The 18,035-nt window shown below is 43.1% G+C and carries 6 protein-coding genes; 3 read left to right on the top strand and 3 right to left on the bottom strand.

What is annotated here, in order from left to right; genetic code table 11:
• The first annotated feature begins 74 nt into the window (after nucleotides 1–74).
• The 3 genes from DZC72_RS14450 to DZC72_RS14440 all read left to right on the top strand — a co-directional run bounded on the left by DZC72_RS14450 (nucleotide 75) and on the right by DZC72_RS14440 (nucleotide 11,082).
• Nucleotides 75–8,672, top strand: a complete 8,598-nt coding sequence (locus DZC72_RS14450) for a T9SS type B sorting domain-containing protein (RefSeq protein WP_125223609.1) — start codon at nucleotides 75–77, stop codon at nucleotides 8,670–8,672.
• Nucleotides 8,673–8,849: 177 nt separating this feature from the next.
• Nucleotides 8,850–9,569 (top strand): carboxylesterase family protein, encoded by a 720-nt coding sequence (locus DZC72_RS14445; protein ID WP_165869332.1) that lies wholly within the window; start codon nucleotides 8,850–8,852, stop codon nucleotides 9,567–9,569.
• Between the two features lie 28 nt (nucleotides 9,570–9,597).
• Nucleotides 9,598–11,082 (top strand): sulfatase family protein, encoded by a 1,485-nt coding sequence (locus tag DZC72_RS14440; RefSeq protein ID WP_125223607.1) that lies wholly within the window; start codon nucleotides 9,598–9,600, stop codon nucleotides 11,080–11,082.
• Between the two features lie 31 nt (nucleotides 11,083–11,113).
• Here DZC72_RS14440 and DZC72_RS14435 read toward each other — a convergent pair whose 3' ends face one another.
• From DZC72_RS14435 to DZC72_RS14425, 3 genes are all read right to left on the bottom strand, one after another.
• Complete coding sequence (locus tag DZC72_RS14435) at nucleotides 11,114–12,610, bottom strand: FG-GAP repeat domain-containing protein (RefSeq protein ID WP_165869331.1); 1,497 nt, start codon at nucleotides 12,608–12,610, stop codon at nucleotides 11,114–11,116.
• Between the two features lie 128 nt (nucleotides 12,611–12,738).
• Nucleotides 12,739–16,056: a VCBS repeat-containing protein gene (locus tag DZC72_RS14430; RefSeq protein ID WP_125223605.1), complete on the bottom strand. Its 3,318-nt coding sequence runs from the start codon at nucleotides 16,054–16,056 to the stop codon at nucleotides 12,739–12,741.
• A gap of 223 nt (nucleotides 16,057–16,279) precedes the next feature.
• On the bottom strand, nucleotides 16,280–18,034 hold the full coding sequence (locus DZC72_RS14425; RefSeq protein ID WP_125223604.1) for a RagB/SusD family nutrient uptake outer membrane protein: 1,755 nt from the start codon (nucleotides 18,032–18,034) through the stop codon (nucleotides 16,280–16,282).
• Nucleotide 18,035: the final 1 nt, after the last annotated feature.

Here is an 18,035-nt window from a genome sequence, read left to right as displayed (position 1 = left end):
AAGCAAAAATAATTACACCGAGGAACGATATTGAATCCCAAACAATATCCTTCTTACCAAACACTACTTAACCTATGCACCCATCACAACAGCGAAGATCGCTGTATGTACTTCTGCTGATCCTCTTTTCAGTGGTTGGCTCTACGGCACTTGCAGATTCTAGCATTACAAAAATTTTTAGTGAGGTAACCCTTGCAGTGGAAAGGGTGGTCGAAAATACGGTTTCCAAAAAGAAAGTAGAAACCTCTTCGGATTTTGATATTTCAAAGACCAAAGACTCCAAAACTAAGTCGGCTTCTGCCATGGCCCCAATGTTTATGACCATCATCCAAGGTGCGGATGAGGAGGTAGGTTGTAGTACCAATGGCTTTACAGTAGCCCGGTTTAACTTATGCGGGAATAGCGATGATAGGATCATTAGTTTATCCGGCGGTCCTTACGGTTCTGTCTCCTGGCAAATTTTGGGAGGTTCCTGTTCTCCGGATATCAACAACGACTGCCCCAATACAGGATCGTGTTATACACAAGTAGCCACTGGGCAAACCTTTAGTTTAGATGCGAGTTCCATCCCATCGACCGTAGGTGCCGAATATAGGGTCGTCGCTGACGGACAAATATATTATTTCAAGGTTAAAAAGAGTACCATCAACCAGACCTTTGTAAAGGAAGACTATATCTGTGATGTTCCTGGCCGTATTCAAATCACCAATTTGTCTAGCGCTTACGAATTCAGTATCGATAGTGGTAGCGGCTTCGGTCCATGGCAAGGTGCCATCTTCTCCAACTTGACACCTGGTACCTATATCGTAAAGGCTAGGTTAAGGAATATTCCAAATACTTGTGAGTATCCTTACGAACCCATTCAAATTTTTGAAAGAGACCTGAACTTATCTGTAAATTTTACGGATATCAATTGTCCCGGGGAAACGGGCACTATAACCGTGACGCCTACCCCAGGACTTGGGCCCTACAAATACACCCTTTTGAACAGTATGGGCGTGGCGCAGGAATTTACGGCGTTTATTCCGGATGAGACCTATACCTTTTCCGCCGTAGGTTCAGGAACCTATATCGCACAGGTTGAGACCCAACAATGTACGGGAGATCCCCTGAACGGGATCAATCCCCCAAGAATTGCGGTTGATACCTTTGGAAACCCAATAACCATTGGGTCTGGAATAAGTCCACTGGATGCGTCTACAGAGGTAAATTCCAGTTTTGGATGTTCAACTATTTCCAGTGTGGATATCACTGTAAATACTTCCGGAGGGTCTGCACCTTATACATTTACGGTGAACGGTGGACCAGTTCAGCCCTCCTATGGAAATGCGGCAACGGACACAGGGACCACAATCTACACCGTAAACTCCCCAGGAACTTATGACTTTGTTATAACAGATAGTAACGGTTGTATTATCACGGCCTCTTCCAATGTGGAAGACTTGCTGCCGCCAGATGTAACAGCATCCGGAATTGACGGAACGTGCAGTAATGGGGGTGCCCGAATTAATTTTACCGTAAACGATGCCAGAGGATATAACCTTTCCTATCGGGTGAATTCCGGGGATCCTTGGGTGACCGCCCCCCAGATTTCAGTTCCCGCGGGAACCTATAACAATATTGAAGTTCGATATCAGCAAGGAGGTTTTGAATGTACCATAACCCTTCCTTCCGTATCAGTAACCACAGTTGGGAATATCAGCGGCTCGGCAACCAAAATCTCCGATGTAACCTGTGATGGCAGTGGAGGTACCAATGGAGGTCGTATAGACTTTGTGGGGCCTTTTACTGGAGGTTCGGGTAGCGGCTATGAATTCAGTATTGATGGGGTAAATTTTACCGCGATTACCTCATATACGAATTTATCTGCAGGAACGTATACACCTATTATCAGGGATGGTGGTGGTTGTCGATTGGAACTGACACCGATAGATATTTTGGATGTAGATCCTCCAACGAACCTTGATTTCGCCCAAAGCAATATTAGCTGCTCGGCCGGTACGTCCGATGTCACCCTGACACCGACATCAAACGCACCAATTGTCAATTATTCCATCGTTAGCCCTGTTCCCTTTAACAATGGGGGTAGCGCTACGTTTGTTGGATTGAGTACTTCCACGTCCTATATCTTTCAAATAACCGATGCTAACAACTGTACGTATACTGAAGGTTTTAGTCCGGCCGTTATCAGTTCTATTCGGGCCCGCGTCAAATCCGGTGGAGATTTAAGGGTTTGTAACGGAGCCACGGATGGTACCGGCACTTTTATAATCGACGGATTTGCGAACAACTACACCTATAATATAAACGGAGGTCCCGAAAGTGCCCCGCAAAACAATGCGGAGGTAGATTTGCCGCTATCCGGAATAGGAACCTATACCATTACCGTTACCGATGCTGATACCGGTTGTACGGATACCGCTTCCTTTGATATTGTGGACGCACCTGCATTGGACATTAGCGGTAGTACCGTGACCCCAATGAGCTGTGCCAATGGAAACGTTGGAAGTGTACGGGCCAATTTTACTGGTGGATGGGGCGGAAACAGATATACGCTGACGCCACCTTCGGGTCCTGCGATCGGACCTAGATCGGGGAGGACATTTAGTAACCTGACAATACCCGGTACCTACACATTGACCGCCGAAGACGCGGAAGGTTGTACGGATTCTTTTGTTTTTGTTCTTGCTCCAATTGATGCACCTACGGTAAGCTTGGACAATGCGGCCTCGGATTTTTGTTATGTTCCGGGAACCGGAGCAACGGCGGTGGTAACTTCTACTGCGGGTACAGCAGCATTGGGAACCCATGAATACCGAATCAATGGAGGCGCGTTGCAACCAACAGGTACCTTTAATGGATTGACTCCCGGTAATTATACCATCGAGGTGGTAGACGGTAACAACTGTAGCGATTCCATAGTAATCAATATAGCTCCCCAACTTAGGGTAAATACTTCAATCGTAACGGAAATACCTTGTGGTGGCTCGCCCGGTCAGATTCGGGTGGATGTATCAGGAGGATATGCTTCGAGTACTGGTCTCTTTGAAGTAAGTTCCGATAACGGGGCAACGTTTAGTGCGCCTGCACCCTATACCTCCACTACCTTCTTCTACGATACCGCTGTTGATGGCACCTATATATTTAGAATAACCGATAATAATACTACCAATGCAGGTTGCGAGGCCACATCGGCACCGCTCATATTGAATCCACCAGCGAATATTGCCGCTGCTTCGGTAATAACAAGGCCTGTAAGTTGCGGTGCTCCAAATAATGGGGTCGTAACCATTATACCCGACGGAACCAGTGGCGTGCCGCCGTACGAAGTCAACTTTAACGGTATGGGATGGAGTTCGCAAACAGTATACTCAGATTTACCTGCAGGTACATATCCTTTTTTAGTTAGGGATTCAAGAGGATGTGAAACCGTACCGGCAAATGCCGTCATAGGTACCGATACAACCTTGCCACCGGATGCATCGGTTACCCAAGATGCAGCTATTTGTGACGGTAGTGGTGTTGTCAGCGGAGGAATTACCATCAATGGGGTTACCGATGGAACTCCAAATTTCGATTTTAGGATCGAGGACCATACGGGTACGGAAATTACGCGTTTGGAAAATCAATCGGCATTTCCAATTACCATTAGCGATACCAACTTGATTCCAGGGAATTATACGGTGATTACGTTGGATGCCAATGGATGTACGGATATTGATACCGTAACCATTACTTCTAATGAGGTTGTTATCACCCCTATATTGCCACCCCTACCTCCAAATTGCGACGACAGTGCATTTACCTATGCGGTTAGCGTAAGCGGCGGTTCAGGCTCGTATGAAATCAAATTGGCACAGCAGCCATCGTTCTATCCCTTGAACAATACACCAGGTGTTAATGATCATACCTTTAGCAATGCCACGGACGGTATTCAATACGGTATTGCCTATACCGTACAGGTGAGGGATGTGGTTACAGGTTGTTTGTACGAGCAGGAAATACCTCCAGTTGATGCACCTTCCACATTGGAAATTACCGCTACCTCAACACCTGGAGCTTGTGATGTGAACAGAAATGGGGAGATTGCCTATGAGGTCATAGGCTATAATCCTGGGGATGTTTTAAGAATAGAACTATTGAACAATGACACCAATACCACAACGGTTATTGTTCCTTCATTTACGGCACCCGCACCGCCTTATAACAATACTTATCCGGAGTTGCCTGGGGATTACCAAATTATCGTGGTGAACGAAACGGATACCTGTAGGGACGCTGCAGCTGTCATCATAGATCAAAATTTACCGGCCATAGATGTCATTTCCGATGTTCCTGCGAATTGTAATGCATTCGGACAGATAACGGTACAGGGCCGTGGCGGATCGGGAGGTCCATATGAGTATGCTTTTGTGCCCGATGGTTCCCCGGAACCCGCCTATCCGGCAGATTATGTGAGTACTACGACTTTTGTGGGCCCTGCCGGAGACTACGATATTTATGTGCGCGATAGCGGTGGTTGTATCTCTTTTGATATCGCCACGGTGATCCAACTGGACCCAGACCTTCCCGTACCCACGTTTACGGTCGTGAACCAGTGTAATCCCAGTTCAACATCCTTTGACATTACAGTGGCCATGCCAAATTCGGTCAACACACCACGTTTTACTTTGGCGGGAGATGAACAGATTCCAACGGATAATGGAACAAATTGGGTATATACTTTTACCGTGGCAAGTCCGGGGGATTATGTGGTCGATGTGGTCGATGCGAACGGATGCACCAGTCAGGGGACAGCGACCGTCTATAACTTCCTTTCGGCTACGGGCACTTTTTCTACGGATTCAACCTGTAACGATGCCGATGGCGAGATTACGATTGCGACTTTTGGCGGCAGCGGTGATTTTGGATACATCCTTTCGGGAACCGATTACACAGGTGCTTCGGTTGGACCCATTACCCAAGAGGACGACCCTGTTTTCACCGGATTGACTCCCGGTACCTATGATGTTATGGTGGTGGACAGAATCATGTTCGACGGAACCAATTTCTGCGAATATAATGTAGCCGGAATCAATTTGAATCAGGCTGCCCAACCAATCATTACTTCAGAATTGGCTACGGATATCACCTGTCGTGATAACAACGATGGAACGATTGAAGTGGTCGTGGGACCTGCAAATGCTTTGGTGCCATTTACTTCTCAGGATATGCCCATTACATATATTTTGAACAATACTTTGACATCCACGGAACACGATCGAAACAATACGGGAACCTTCTCCAATTTACCACAAGGGGATTATCAGGTTCAGGTTGTGACACAACGTGGATGCGAGGTATTATCCGCAGTGCATACGATAACAAATCCGGCCGACTTTAGCATTACAGCTTCGGCTCCTGATTTTGCCTGCGAGCCCGGGGCAAATCGCTATAGTTCAACAATAATAACAGTAAACGTAGTTGATGTTGGGACCGTTGGTTCGGGATATCAGTATAGTATTACCGGTTTTTCCAACTATCAATCGGGTAATACCTTTGAAATTGTGGACAATGGTTCTCCGCAGGATATAACCGTATATGCCATCGACGGGAATGGGTGTCAGACTACCTTTGACCTACCTACGATCAATCCACCAACCGATGTTGTTCCAACATTGAGCGTAGTGAGTGCATTGGACTGTGCCAATGATGAACGCGTTCGCATTGATGTGGTGGGTACTACGGATTTTACCATTGTCACTAACTCGGTCGTACCGATAGCCAATGTAAATGTTAGTGGTGCTTCCTTTGGGTTTGTGGATTTGCCGGCATCGGGCGATTATATCATGGAAATTGTGGACAATACCGGTGGATGTACTTATCCACTTCCCATACATACGGTCAACGACCCGCAATTACCAACGGTTTTTATTACGGAAGCCAAACCGGTAAGCTGTTTCGGAACCAATGATGGCGAGTTGTTCATTACGGTCTCGGACTATGTAGGAACTTATAACTATACGGTCTATATGGCTGACGATACAACTAAAAGTACGCCTATAGCTACCGGAAGTTTTGATACCACGAATTTCCCCGATGTGAATGGGGAGGAGGCTAGGATAACCGGCCTGCCAGGTGGTAATTTAATAGTGGAAGTAGTATCTACGGATGTGCCATTTTGTAGCAATGATAGTAATGTTGCCAATATTCGTACCCCTAACGGGCCCTTACAGGTAACCGCCAATTCTGTGGGTAATGTGGGCTGTGGTAATGACAGTGGTGAAATTCAGGCTACCGGAACAGGTGGTTGGGACGGTACGCCTTATGAATACCGATTATTGTTCAGTACCGATGGTGGTACAAGTTACACCACTGAAGTAGCGCCTTTCTCCAACAATAACACGTTTACCGGATTGGAATATGGTTTCTACCGAGTGGAGATCCGGGATGCTGAGCTTTGTACGAATACCTTTGATATTGAACTGGACGAAGTACCGCAGATAGATGCCGGTATAAGACAGCCGCAAGGTCTGGATTGTCCCAATGGAAATAACGCCGTATTGGAAGCTTTTGACCCCACAACGGGTGATGCCACTACGGCCACAGCGGGGGCCTCTGGAGGGTTTCCAGGCGCTGGATATAATTATCGATTACTGTATTTGAACGGTAACGATAATACGGATATCGCATCTACCAGCGGATTACAGAACACGCCTACATTTATTGGATCAAGCGGTGGTTTTATAAGTGCCGGATGGTATGCCATTGAGGTTTCCTCAAGTTTTGGATGTTTATTCGTTACAGAGCCTTATTTTGTAAATCCACCACCACCTGTAGCCCCTTTATTGGTCCAAACCAGGGTACCTGGCTGCGGCGGTGATGGTGAAATGCGCCTGTCCATCCAAAACCCGGATCCATCTTTTACTTATGAATATGCACCTGTGGAGAATGGGGTTGTGGTGGGTCCTTATCAGACCATGGTTGGAACTTCTGTTTTGGTACCTGGAGTACAAGGAATCACCTATCAATTTGATGTTAGAAAGACCAGTGCGGCAAGTACCTGTTTGGCAATAAGGTCCAACGGTATAACAATGACCAACGCCACAGGAATTACGTTATTGCCCAATTTGCCGGATGACATTTCCTGTGCTTCGGAGCTGGACGGAAGAATAGAATCTTTTGTAAATGGCGGTGTGGGTGACGATACCTTCTACCTGTACAACGGGGACCCAGTGGACGCCTTTAATCCGTCCGCATCGGCTACCTTGTTCAGGGGACCACAGGATAATGGGACTTTCGAAGGCTTGCCCGAAGGTACGGACTACTATATTGCCGTAACTAGTGGGGCCACGTGTATGGATATTGCAGGGCCTTTTCAAATTGTTAGGCCAGATCCTATCGTATTCGATGCTACACCTACAGCGGTAAGTTGTAACGGGGAGCAAGATGGAACCATCACCGTTGAGGTGTTATCTGGAGGTATCGGTTTGATTCAGTTCGCCATAGGCCCAAATTTCAATGAGTTCTTTAGTGATCCGGCAACTCCGGGCACTTATACCTTCGAGGATTTAGCTCAGGGTACCTATGAAATATTGATTCAGGATGAAAATGGCTGTTTTGAACGTGATTTCATCACTGTGGACGAACCAGAAGTTTTACAAGCCATCAACATTCAAACTACGCCAGAATTGTGTATAGGCGCAAATGATGGCACAATGACTTTTGAGATAACCGGGGGAACTCCCTTTAATGACCCCATGGTAAATGCTATACCTTATTATGAGTATAAGGTAGAAATGATAGACCCTATCGATGAAACGGGCACAGGAACTTTTGCCCCATACGTGCCTGGACAATTAATTGAGAATTTACAGGGCGGTGCCTCCTACGCCATTCATATTAGGGATGCCAATCTATGTACAGGATTGGAACTTTTTAATATTGGAATAGGTGTCGATCTTACGGCAGAACCATTGGTTGTGTATGGCTGCGAGGGAATTTTTCCAAATAGTACGGTAACCATTGACATGTTGGGCGATGTAGCCATGGATGATTTAATGTTCGCCTTGGACCCCATAGACCCAACTGATGCCATATCGGCAAACGCGGGAATGGAGTTTCAATGGGGGGATCTTGCTCCAGGTGACCACACCGTTTACATCTATCATCAGAACGGATGTACCAATTTTGTGGAGTTTTCTGTGGATGGTTATGACCCATTGACCCTATCGGCAGAAAAGACGGGGCCCAACGAACTGGTGGCGATGGCTCAAGGAGGTTTTGGCGGTTATGAATACTTCTTTAACGGTGCTTCCTATGGCAGTGAAACAACCTATACCACAAATCGCAGTGGTATGGTTAATATTCGGGTAGTGGATGCAAACGGCTGTGTTGCAGAAGTGGACCTTCCCTTTGAATTTACGGGAATGTTGGAAATTCCTAACTTCTTTACCCCGGATGGAGATGCACAAAATGATTTATGGCAAATACGCAATACTGAATTTTTCGATGAATTGGAGGTGAAAATCTACGATCGATACGGTAGGGTAGTGGCCGTTTTGGATAAGGTAACCGGATGGGACGGTACCTATGAAGGTAAGGAAGTTCCAACCGGCGACTATTGGTATGTGGTCAATGAACTGGGTAATCGTAAATCCCGCTATGTGGGACACTTTACATTGTACAGATAACATTTAGTAAGGGAATCTGGGAAAGCTTCCCTTTTTTTTCATATGATACTCTTTTTTCATGTATTCATATATAAAGTTCACTTTCTCGTTTTGATGTATATCAAGGTTTTTGCCATGAGTATTTCAATAGATTTTTAATTCGAATTATGTATCTTCAAAGGATATAATACGATTGATTTGCTCAAATATAGCTTCTTTCTTTTCCTTGTCCTTTTAATAAATAGTTGTGCTTCACAGCCTAGTTATACATTGGTGGACGAGAAGTTGGAGACATCGGTAAAGGAAACCTTAAAGTATTACCTGTACTATCCACCGGAATACGAATTGGAACCCGAAAAGAAATTCCCAGTTTTGTTGTTCCTGCATGGTGGGGGAGAGGTGGCCGAAGATTTAGGTCCCAACGAAAGAATTCCGCCGCCAAGCCTTATTTTACAAGGGAAAGAATTTCCGTTTTTGATTTTAGCTCCTGAAAATTCCTATGCGAAAAGTTGGTGGAATACCCGGGCCGTAAAACAGCTCTTGGATTCCGTGGTTTCAAAAAACCGTATCGATAGGAATAGGATTTACCTATCCGGGATAAGTCGTGGCGGAGGTGCGGCTTGGGAGATGGCGGTCCAATATCCAGAAACTTTTGCTGCCATGGCAGTTGTTTGTGGGATGACCCCGTTGCCCTATGCTTCATGGATCAATAAGAAAATGCCTATTTGGGTTTTCCATGGCGAAGACGATGCGGTGATTCCGGTCGAAGAATCCGAGTCCATGGTGAATAAACTCAAGGAGTTTGGGTACGATGTCCGTTTTACAAAATATGAAAATGTAGGCCATGATGCTTGGTCAAAAGCGTACGCAACAGAAGAACTTTATGATTGGTTTTTGAGGCAAAAATTAAATAATTGATTAGTACATCTAACTAAAAACTAACATTATGAAATTATATTCACTAGTTTTTTTTACCTTCTCTTTGTTTTTTATTGATACTGGAAATTCCATGCCCAATGAAGTGGCTCCTAAAAAAAAGCAACCAAGGAACGTAATTTTCATTCTTACAGATGATCATCGCTATGATTACATGGGTTTTACAGGAAAAGTTCCTTGGTTGGAAACTCCAAATATGGATAAGCTTGCCAGGGAAGGAGCTTATTTGTCCAATGCCTTTGTAACAACTTCCCTGTGCTCCCCCAGCAGGGCATCTATTTTGACGGGTATGTTTTCCCATAGTCACACCATAGTGGACAATCAGGCACCGGATCCGGGCAACCTTACTTATTTTCCACAATATTTAGAGAAGGCCGGATACCAAACCAGTTTTTTTGGTAAATGGCATATGGGTGACCATGGGGATGAACCACAACCCGGATTTACGCATTGGGAGAGTTTTCCAGGTCAGGGTGTATATTACAACCCCACCTTGAACATTAACGGAGAAAGAATATCCTACAAGGACTCCACATATATTACAGATCTTTTGACCGATCATGCTATCGGGTGGCTTGAAAAAAGGGACAGGAAAAAGCCCTTTTTCATGTACCTCTCCCATAAAGCGGTTCATGCCGGATTTCAGCCGGCCAAAAGGCACAAGGGAAAGTACAAAGGAAAACGGATTGACCTTCCAACAACCTATGAGCAAACAAAAACAGGCGCTTATCGTGACCTAAAATGGCCACAATGGGTAGCGGACCAAAGGGTAAGCTGGCACGGTGTGGATTATATGTACCATGAAAATAGGGATATCCATGAAATGGTGGTGGATTATTGCGAAACACTTTTGGGTGTTGATGAGAGTATAGGTACTGTGATGGACTATTTAAAAAGGGAAGGTTTGGACGAATCGACCTTGGTTATTTATATGGGCGACAATGGTTTTAGTTGGGGGGAACACGGATTGATCGATAAACGTCATTTTTATGAGGAGTCCGTAAAAGTGCCTTTATTGGTGCGTTGTCCGGAATTGTTCCAGGGTGGTATCCGTCCGGAGCAAATGGTACAGAATATTGACATTGGACCCACAGTTTTGGCCGAAGCAGGAGTAAAGCAACCTGAGCACATGCCGGGTACTTCGTTTATTCCCATTCTCACTGGGGAGAACAATGAAAATATCCGAAAAGAGGTGTTTTATGAATATTACTGGGAATACGATTTTCCAATGACCCCCACTGTTTTTGGGATGAGAACCGACAAATATAAATACATGAAGTACCATGGTATTTGGGATCGTAATGAATTGTATGACCTGGAAAACGATCCGGAGGAAATGTATAACCTCATTGCAGATCCCGATAAACAGGAGATAGCAAAATCGATGTCCGCCGCCATATATGATTGGTTGGAAGAAACTGGAGGGATGCAGATTCCTTTAAAGCGGACCGTGAAGTACCGCTTTGGCGATTACAAACATAAGAATGAGCATTAAGTTCTAGGGATTGGGAACCCCCTTTAGAAAATCATGGGTTTAAATTGTTTTCAAGAATCAAGAGATCCACTTCGGATTTTCTCCAGGCCTCGTTGAGATTATCTGGAACGGGAGTGAAAGAATAACTAAAGGCGCTAAGAATAATATCCGTATCTCCGTCCTGGTCCACATCTCCCGCATCCATTAACATCCATCGGCCCAAATCGCTCGTGTCCATACGATAAGGCTCAAATAGATATCGATCACTTTTCTTATTTTCAAGGTAGACAAATGAATAAGAAGGTGTTTGGTTATAATTTGGAAAAGTAGATAGGATTCCAAAATCGATATCCCCATCTTGATCAAAATCGTTTGAAACAACCCTGGTAGCACCGTTCATAGGATAAAAATAATTTTCCTCAAAATTATTGCTCCCATCGTTGATATGGATTCGTAATCCGTGATAGGGTTTATGAACATAACTTTTATCGGCGTTATCGCCCTGAACCGTTACAATGTCGTTATATCCATCATTATTATAATCAATAATCTCAAACCAACTAGAACCATAAACCGGACTAAAGTGTATGGGGGTTTCCATTCTAAATTTTAAATCGGCCTCTTGGTAAAAAATGCTGATGCCCTCCCTACCTTGTGAAGTTAGTACCACCAAATCATCCAGGCCATCCTTATTCATGTCCTTTGCCATAGCCCTTGTACTTCCTGGTTGGTTCAATATTACCTGGTCTTTATAATTAAAATCCCCATTATGGCTTAAAAGGGTAAGTTTCCCTGTCAAATCCCCAAATTCACAGACCACAACTTCGTCGTTGCCATCCTTGTCAAAATCATGGACAAGGCTATGAACAGGTCTATGTAGTTGAGTATTAGCTCGGTTTATTTTTCTTTTGCTTGGCTCGATAACACTTAAACTGCCTTGTGGTAGCTCGGAAGGGTCAAGATATCCCACATAAGTAAAATATTTTAAGGTATCCTTTTTAGAGTAGGAGGTAAGTGCCTGTTCAGTACGATCTGTTTTGGTAACTTTTTTTAGAATAGGGTCATAATGAATTAACCTGCTATTTAGATTTCCAGTTAATATTTTTTTTTGAACCGAATCGAATTTCAAAAATGTAAATAGTGCCCCCTTGATACTATCCAGAACAATTGGTTGAACCTTAAATTGGGATATTATATTGGTTGGTGACTTAACAGTGCCCATATCAAGGGAATCACTGGCCATTTTAAGGATATAGTCTTTGAGTAAATTCCAATCCTCTATGGATATACTAGGTTTTTCAGGATACACCCCGGACTGAACAATGGCAAATTGTTCCATGCGTGAAATACCCTCATAGGGGTCATAAGCACTGTCCTTGATTCCCATACGCGCGCCCATATCCGGTAAAATGCCATCTTTCCAAATATGTTTAGGTAAGTTATCGATGTCCGGAAGCAGGTGGCAACTTGCACAATAGGATTCATAAAGTGCGATGGCCTTTTTTTCCTTTGACCTACATGAAATTAGGGATGTTACTACTGAAAGCAAAAAAAGGAATTTCATGTTGGTAGACATTGTCATACTATTTTAAAGAAGAAATCTTTCCTTTGCTTCAATCCTAATCAAAGTGAATAGATATCCCTAAAAGTTTTCGATAAAGGCAGATTAATTAAAGACTACTCATTTTTAAGAAAAACCCTTAACGGGCCCCTGTTCTGTGAAACCACAATGAATGGATTGCCCCCATTGGCATTATTTACAATGGTAATATCCTTGGTATCACCTTGGGTTACAAATCCACTTTTTTGGATATCTACAACAGAAAAATTACCCTTTCCGTCCCCTTCCAATAAAAACCCGTTTGAGGCATCATATTTTCCAATAAATACCTCATTGCCGTAATCGTTTCCAACAAGCAGGACGTCATCATGTCCGTCATTGTTATAATCGGTTATGGCGATACTATTAATTGGTGCCACTTGGGTTTCCCAAGGTAACTCTTTGTAATTAAACGTACCATTTCCTAAATTTTCCAAGTAAATGCTTCTATCATAATTTCCTGTCAATACTAGTGCACCTTCCATTTCCTCTTCTGTGAACAAGGTATTGATATCCGCTTTAGCGAAGCTTTTGTAAGTATTGTATTTAGAACGGAATAAAGGACTCTGACCATTTAAATCGCCCCAAAACTTTAAAGGAAATGCCCTAAATTCCGGATTGTCAAAGCTATATTTTAAGTAACCAAACATGACCGGGTCTACTGTGCCATTATTGTCAAAATCCTTGGATACCAGTTTGGTAGGCCTTTCAGGGGAAGGTTGGTGAAAATTGTTTGCCCCTAAATTTCCAACTATAAAATCCAGGTCCCCATCCTTGTCGAAATCATTAGCAATTATGCTTTCCCAAAAACCATATAAATTTTCAATTCCGGTTCCCTCCAATTTTGTTAAATTTCCGTTGTTATTCTTGAAAACGGTGATGGGCATAAATTCACCAACCACAACCAAGTCATTTAGGCCGTCCCCATCGATATCTGCCCAAGTAGCATCGGTTACCATACCAATTTCCCGTAACTCAGGTGCCATTGAATCTGTTACATCCACTAAAGTTCCATTTTCGTTTTTAAGGAGAAAGCTTTTTTCGGCAATGGGATATTTTGCGAAAGGGGTTCTGCCGCCAACAAATAGATCTACAAAACCGTCGTGGTTAAAATCATTTGCCGCTACCACAGATCCGCTTTTCTTGATTTCTGGTAATTTGTTCGGTGCCGGAGTAAAATTGCCATTGCCATCGTTGATCAATAATCTATCCAGATAATAGCTGTCATCAGGGGTAAATTCATTGCTTCCTGATACAAAATAAATATCCAGATCACCATCGTTATCCAAGTCAAAAAGGGAAATTGCCTCCTCTTCATACTTTTTATCCCCTTCTTCCGTAAAAAGTTCCCTTTTTGAAAAATTTCCTTCACGGTCCTGAAAGAACAAAACCGGGGAATACCTTGCGGAACTTCCAACTATGAAGTCATCCATACCGTCGCCATTTAAATCCCCAGAGGCAAGACAAGGACCATTTTGGGTTAGCTTATGCGGCAATATCCTTTGTATGTTAAAATCTACCGCATCCATTTCTTTATGTTCATAGTCTATACCTTTTTCCGTTGAAACTTCTGCATAAACCTTTTTTTCGGGTTTTGGAGTAAAAGGGAATTCAAGAGCGCCAAGTTTAATGGAGGAGGCGTCGTGTTGGTTTAAAACCAAAGTTTGATTTGGTAGGACATTATCTAATTTTTGATAATCACCATTGGGCCATAACACCTCGACCGATTTAATTTCGGTTCTTTCTCCAAGTCCAAAATGAACGATGCCTTCCAATGAAGACATATAGCCCCTGTACAAGTAATTTTCATGATATTGAAACGTACCGTCGGCAAACCTAACCACCACTTTGGCTCCAATTCCAAAGGTATTTGAGTTCTTAAGATTAAGTCTTAAATAAGCATTATTTGTATTTAAGTTATTTCTAAAGATGAAAGCCGGGTCGTTGATGTTATTAACCACATAGTCCAAATCGCCGTCATTATCCAAATCGGCAAATGCAGCACCGTTGGAAAAGGAAGGAATGTTTAGGCCCCAATCCTCTCCTTTATCCTCGAATTGTCCGGTTCCGTTATTAACATATACATAATTGGGAATTTTAATGGTAGGTATGGAGTCCAATATTTTACCTGGACCCAAATACCTACTAACATTGAAATTAAAATCACCAAAATCCAGATCAGTTATATCCCTTGGAAATCCATTGGTTATCAACAAATCTTTATGACCGTCATTGTTCATATCCGCAAAGAGTGGGGACCAGCTCCAATCCGTTTTTGAAACTCCGGACATTAATCCAATCTCACTAAAAGGCACACCATTCCCATTCCCTTTTTGTAACATATTCCTTGAGTACTGATATTCGTAGTTATATCTATCATTAAGGACATAATTGTTATAATTATTACTGGCAATGGTCGTTTTCAACCTCTGGTTGGTTTCGCCCAACATATCCAAGGTGATGATATCCAAATAACCGTCATTGTTAAAATCGGATATATCATTTCCCATGGAAAATTTACTTTGGTGCTTCACAAACTCCGATATTCTATTTGTAAAAGTGCCGTCCTGATTATTGATATACATCAAGTCATTGGTGAGATAGTCATTGCTAACATAGATATCTGGCCAAGTGTCATAATTGATATCCGCTATGGCCAATCCTAGTCCGTACCCTTCAATAGTGATACCGGCTTCAAGGGAAACATCGGTAAAGGTGCCATTCCCGTTATTGCGATATAGATGGTCAGTACTCAACGCAGAACCGTCCGTTATCTTTTCTCTATAATTGGAAGGAAGTACATGAATATCCACGTTGTTTAGAACATATAGATCTAAATCGCCATCCTTATCATAATCGAAGAAGGTGGCTCCCATACTGTTACTACTATCGGCGATACCGTATTCTTTGGCCATTTCCTTGAAAGTGGGAATTCCTTCCTTGTTGGACCCTTGATTTACGAATAACATATTGGCCTTTTCATTTTCGGATTGCAACATGGCCGCACATACATAAATATCAAGGTAATTGTCATTATTTATATCCACAAGGGCGATTCCCGTACTCCATTTGTCACCCGCCTCAATATTTGCTTGTTTAGAAATATCCTTGAATTTAAAGTTTCCCTCGTTTATGTAAAGTTTATTTGAAACTTGATTTCCAGAGAAGAAAATGTCCGGTTTATCATCATTGTTGAAATCGCCGATGGCCACCCCACCACCGTTAAAGATATATTCGCTAGTGAGAATATTAAAGCTGTCCGTTTCTATAATCCTATTGTTAAAGTCTACGCCAGAACTTTCAACTGATATTTGGGTAAAGAGTTTTTCTTCTTTTTTTTGACATGAAGTATAGGCAAGGCCAATAAGTAATGATAGACAAATTATTTTTTTCATGGTAAAGTAGTACGTTGTTTAATGGCTCAGGAAAAGCATAGGTAAACAAGTGAAAAAATTAGTGATGTTTGACAATCGACAAATTTAAAGAAAAGGTAAGGTTTTAAAAATCTAAGTTGGTAAAAGGTTAAGCTATTAAATTATCATTAAACATTATTAATATTTGGGTAATAAAAAAGGGCATGTTAACATGCCCCTTTCTAATAAATATTAGGTTGATTAATTAATAACCAGGATTCTGGGATAATACATCCGAACCTTGAATGTCAATTTGTTGCTGAGGTATTGGATAATACTCATTTTTACCAGCGGTAAAACTAGCACCGCCAAACTTGGTCACCAAATATTGGGATTCGTAGTCCAAATAAGCGTTCAATTCGGCTGCGGCTACGCCCCAACGAACCAAATCGAAGAAACGGTGTCCTTCACCCGAAAGCTCCAATTTACGTTCGAAACGGACGGCCCTTCTTGCGAAATCCTGATTTGGGAAGGAAGTATATTCAGATATCACATAATTGGCCGCTGGACCACTACCATCGTATTCCTGTACCCAAAATTCAGAGTTGGCAGCTCTAGCTCTCACTCTGTTTACATACTCCAATGCCTTGTCCAATGATCCGGCTTCCACTTCTGCTTCAGCGGCCATTAATAGCACATCCGCAAAACGAATAATGGTATAGTTCATAGTCGCATAGCCTCTGGTCCAAGAGCTACCATCCGTAAAGCTGTTTTCTTGACTTCTGTAATAAATATATTTCTTAGGAGAATACGGACCAGCGTATGGGAAGCTACGAATCCAAGCAGATCCTGGATGCTCGATCCAATCCAAATATGGAATGCCTTTTCTACCAATGGAATGGTCAATTCTTGGATCTAATGGGTCTGGATCTTCTACGAAGGTCGATTCATCATTATCATTTGTGAAGACATGTCTGTAGATATTGTCCACTTCATTAGCTGGGTCATTATAAGAGCCATCCAATAAGGGTAACCCATCCGCACCCGTTCTAAAGGAATTGGCCAGTTCCATACTGGGTTGGAAGAATCCACAACAGTTACCAGGTCCATCAGGTCCAGTATTATAAGGGTAGTTCAAATCATCAAAGTAATTGGCATTTGCTGTGCTACCAGTATTATTGGCAGATTCCACATCCATTACGGCCTCAGCATGGTTGTCATTTTCAGCATTGTAAATTTGGGCATAGTCATCCAAAAGTTCATAGGGCAATCCGTTTGACGTTACACCTTGTTCTATGACTGTAGTGAATAGATCTCTTGCCGGACCAAATTTTTGCTGATACAGGTAGGCCTTTGCCAAGTAGGCTCCAGCGGCCCATTTGTTTACCCTGCCGGCACCATTTACAGCAGGAAGGTTATCATAAGCGAATTGAAAATCTGCCTCAATGAATCCCCATACATCCGGTGTGTTGGGAATACTTGATAAATCGGCAGGGAGCACGGTTTCATCAAAGAGAGGAATACTGTTGAAGTGCTTTTTCAAATCAAAGTAGAAATGTCCTCTTAATAAACGCGCTTCTCCCGCAATGCGTGCGGCATCAGCGGCTGATACATCAGTGGCCACTGCCAGGGCAGCTAAAACCTTGTTGGCCCTACTAACACCCTCAAAACGACCATTCCACAAATTATTAAAATCTCCAATGGTAGGGTCGGCCTCATATCTTTGAATTGGGTTGATGGTGGAGTAATCCCCAGCATCTGTACCTTTGTTGGCCTCACCGCCCATTATCGAGCCGGTAACCCAGTGGTTGGGTCCTTCAAAGCGGTTTCCAAACACTCCGTTGAGGGCGGCATACGTACCGATAAGTAGACCCTCAATTCCGTCCTTCGTGCCCACCTGTGCATCCGCTAAGGAGCCGGTAGGAAGTACTTCCAAGAATTCATCGTTACACGATACCCCTATCATTAGGAAGGACATCGAAGCAACGACTGTCTTTTTTAAGTTAATCATAGTTTTCATA

It is taken from the genome of Maribacter algicola, from assembly GCF_003933245.1.
GTDB classification, from domain to species: domain Bacteria; phylum Bacteroidota; class Bacteroidia; order Flavobacteriales; family Flavobacteriaceae; genus Maribacter; species Maribacter algicola.
The sequence above is the reverse complement of the archived record's forward strand: the minus strand, read 5'-3'. Positions and strand labels throughout refer to the sequence as shown.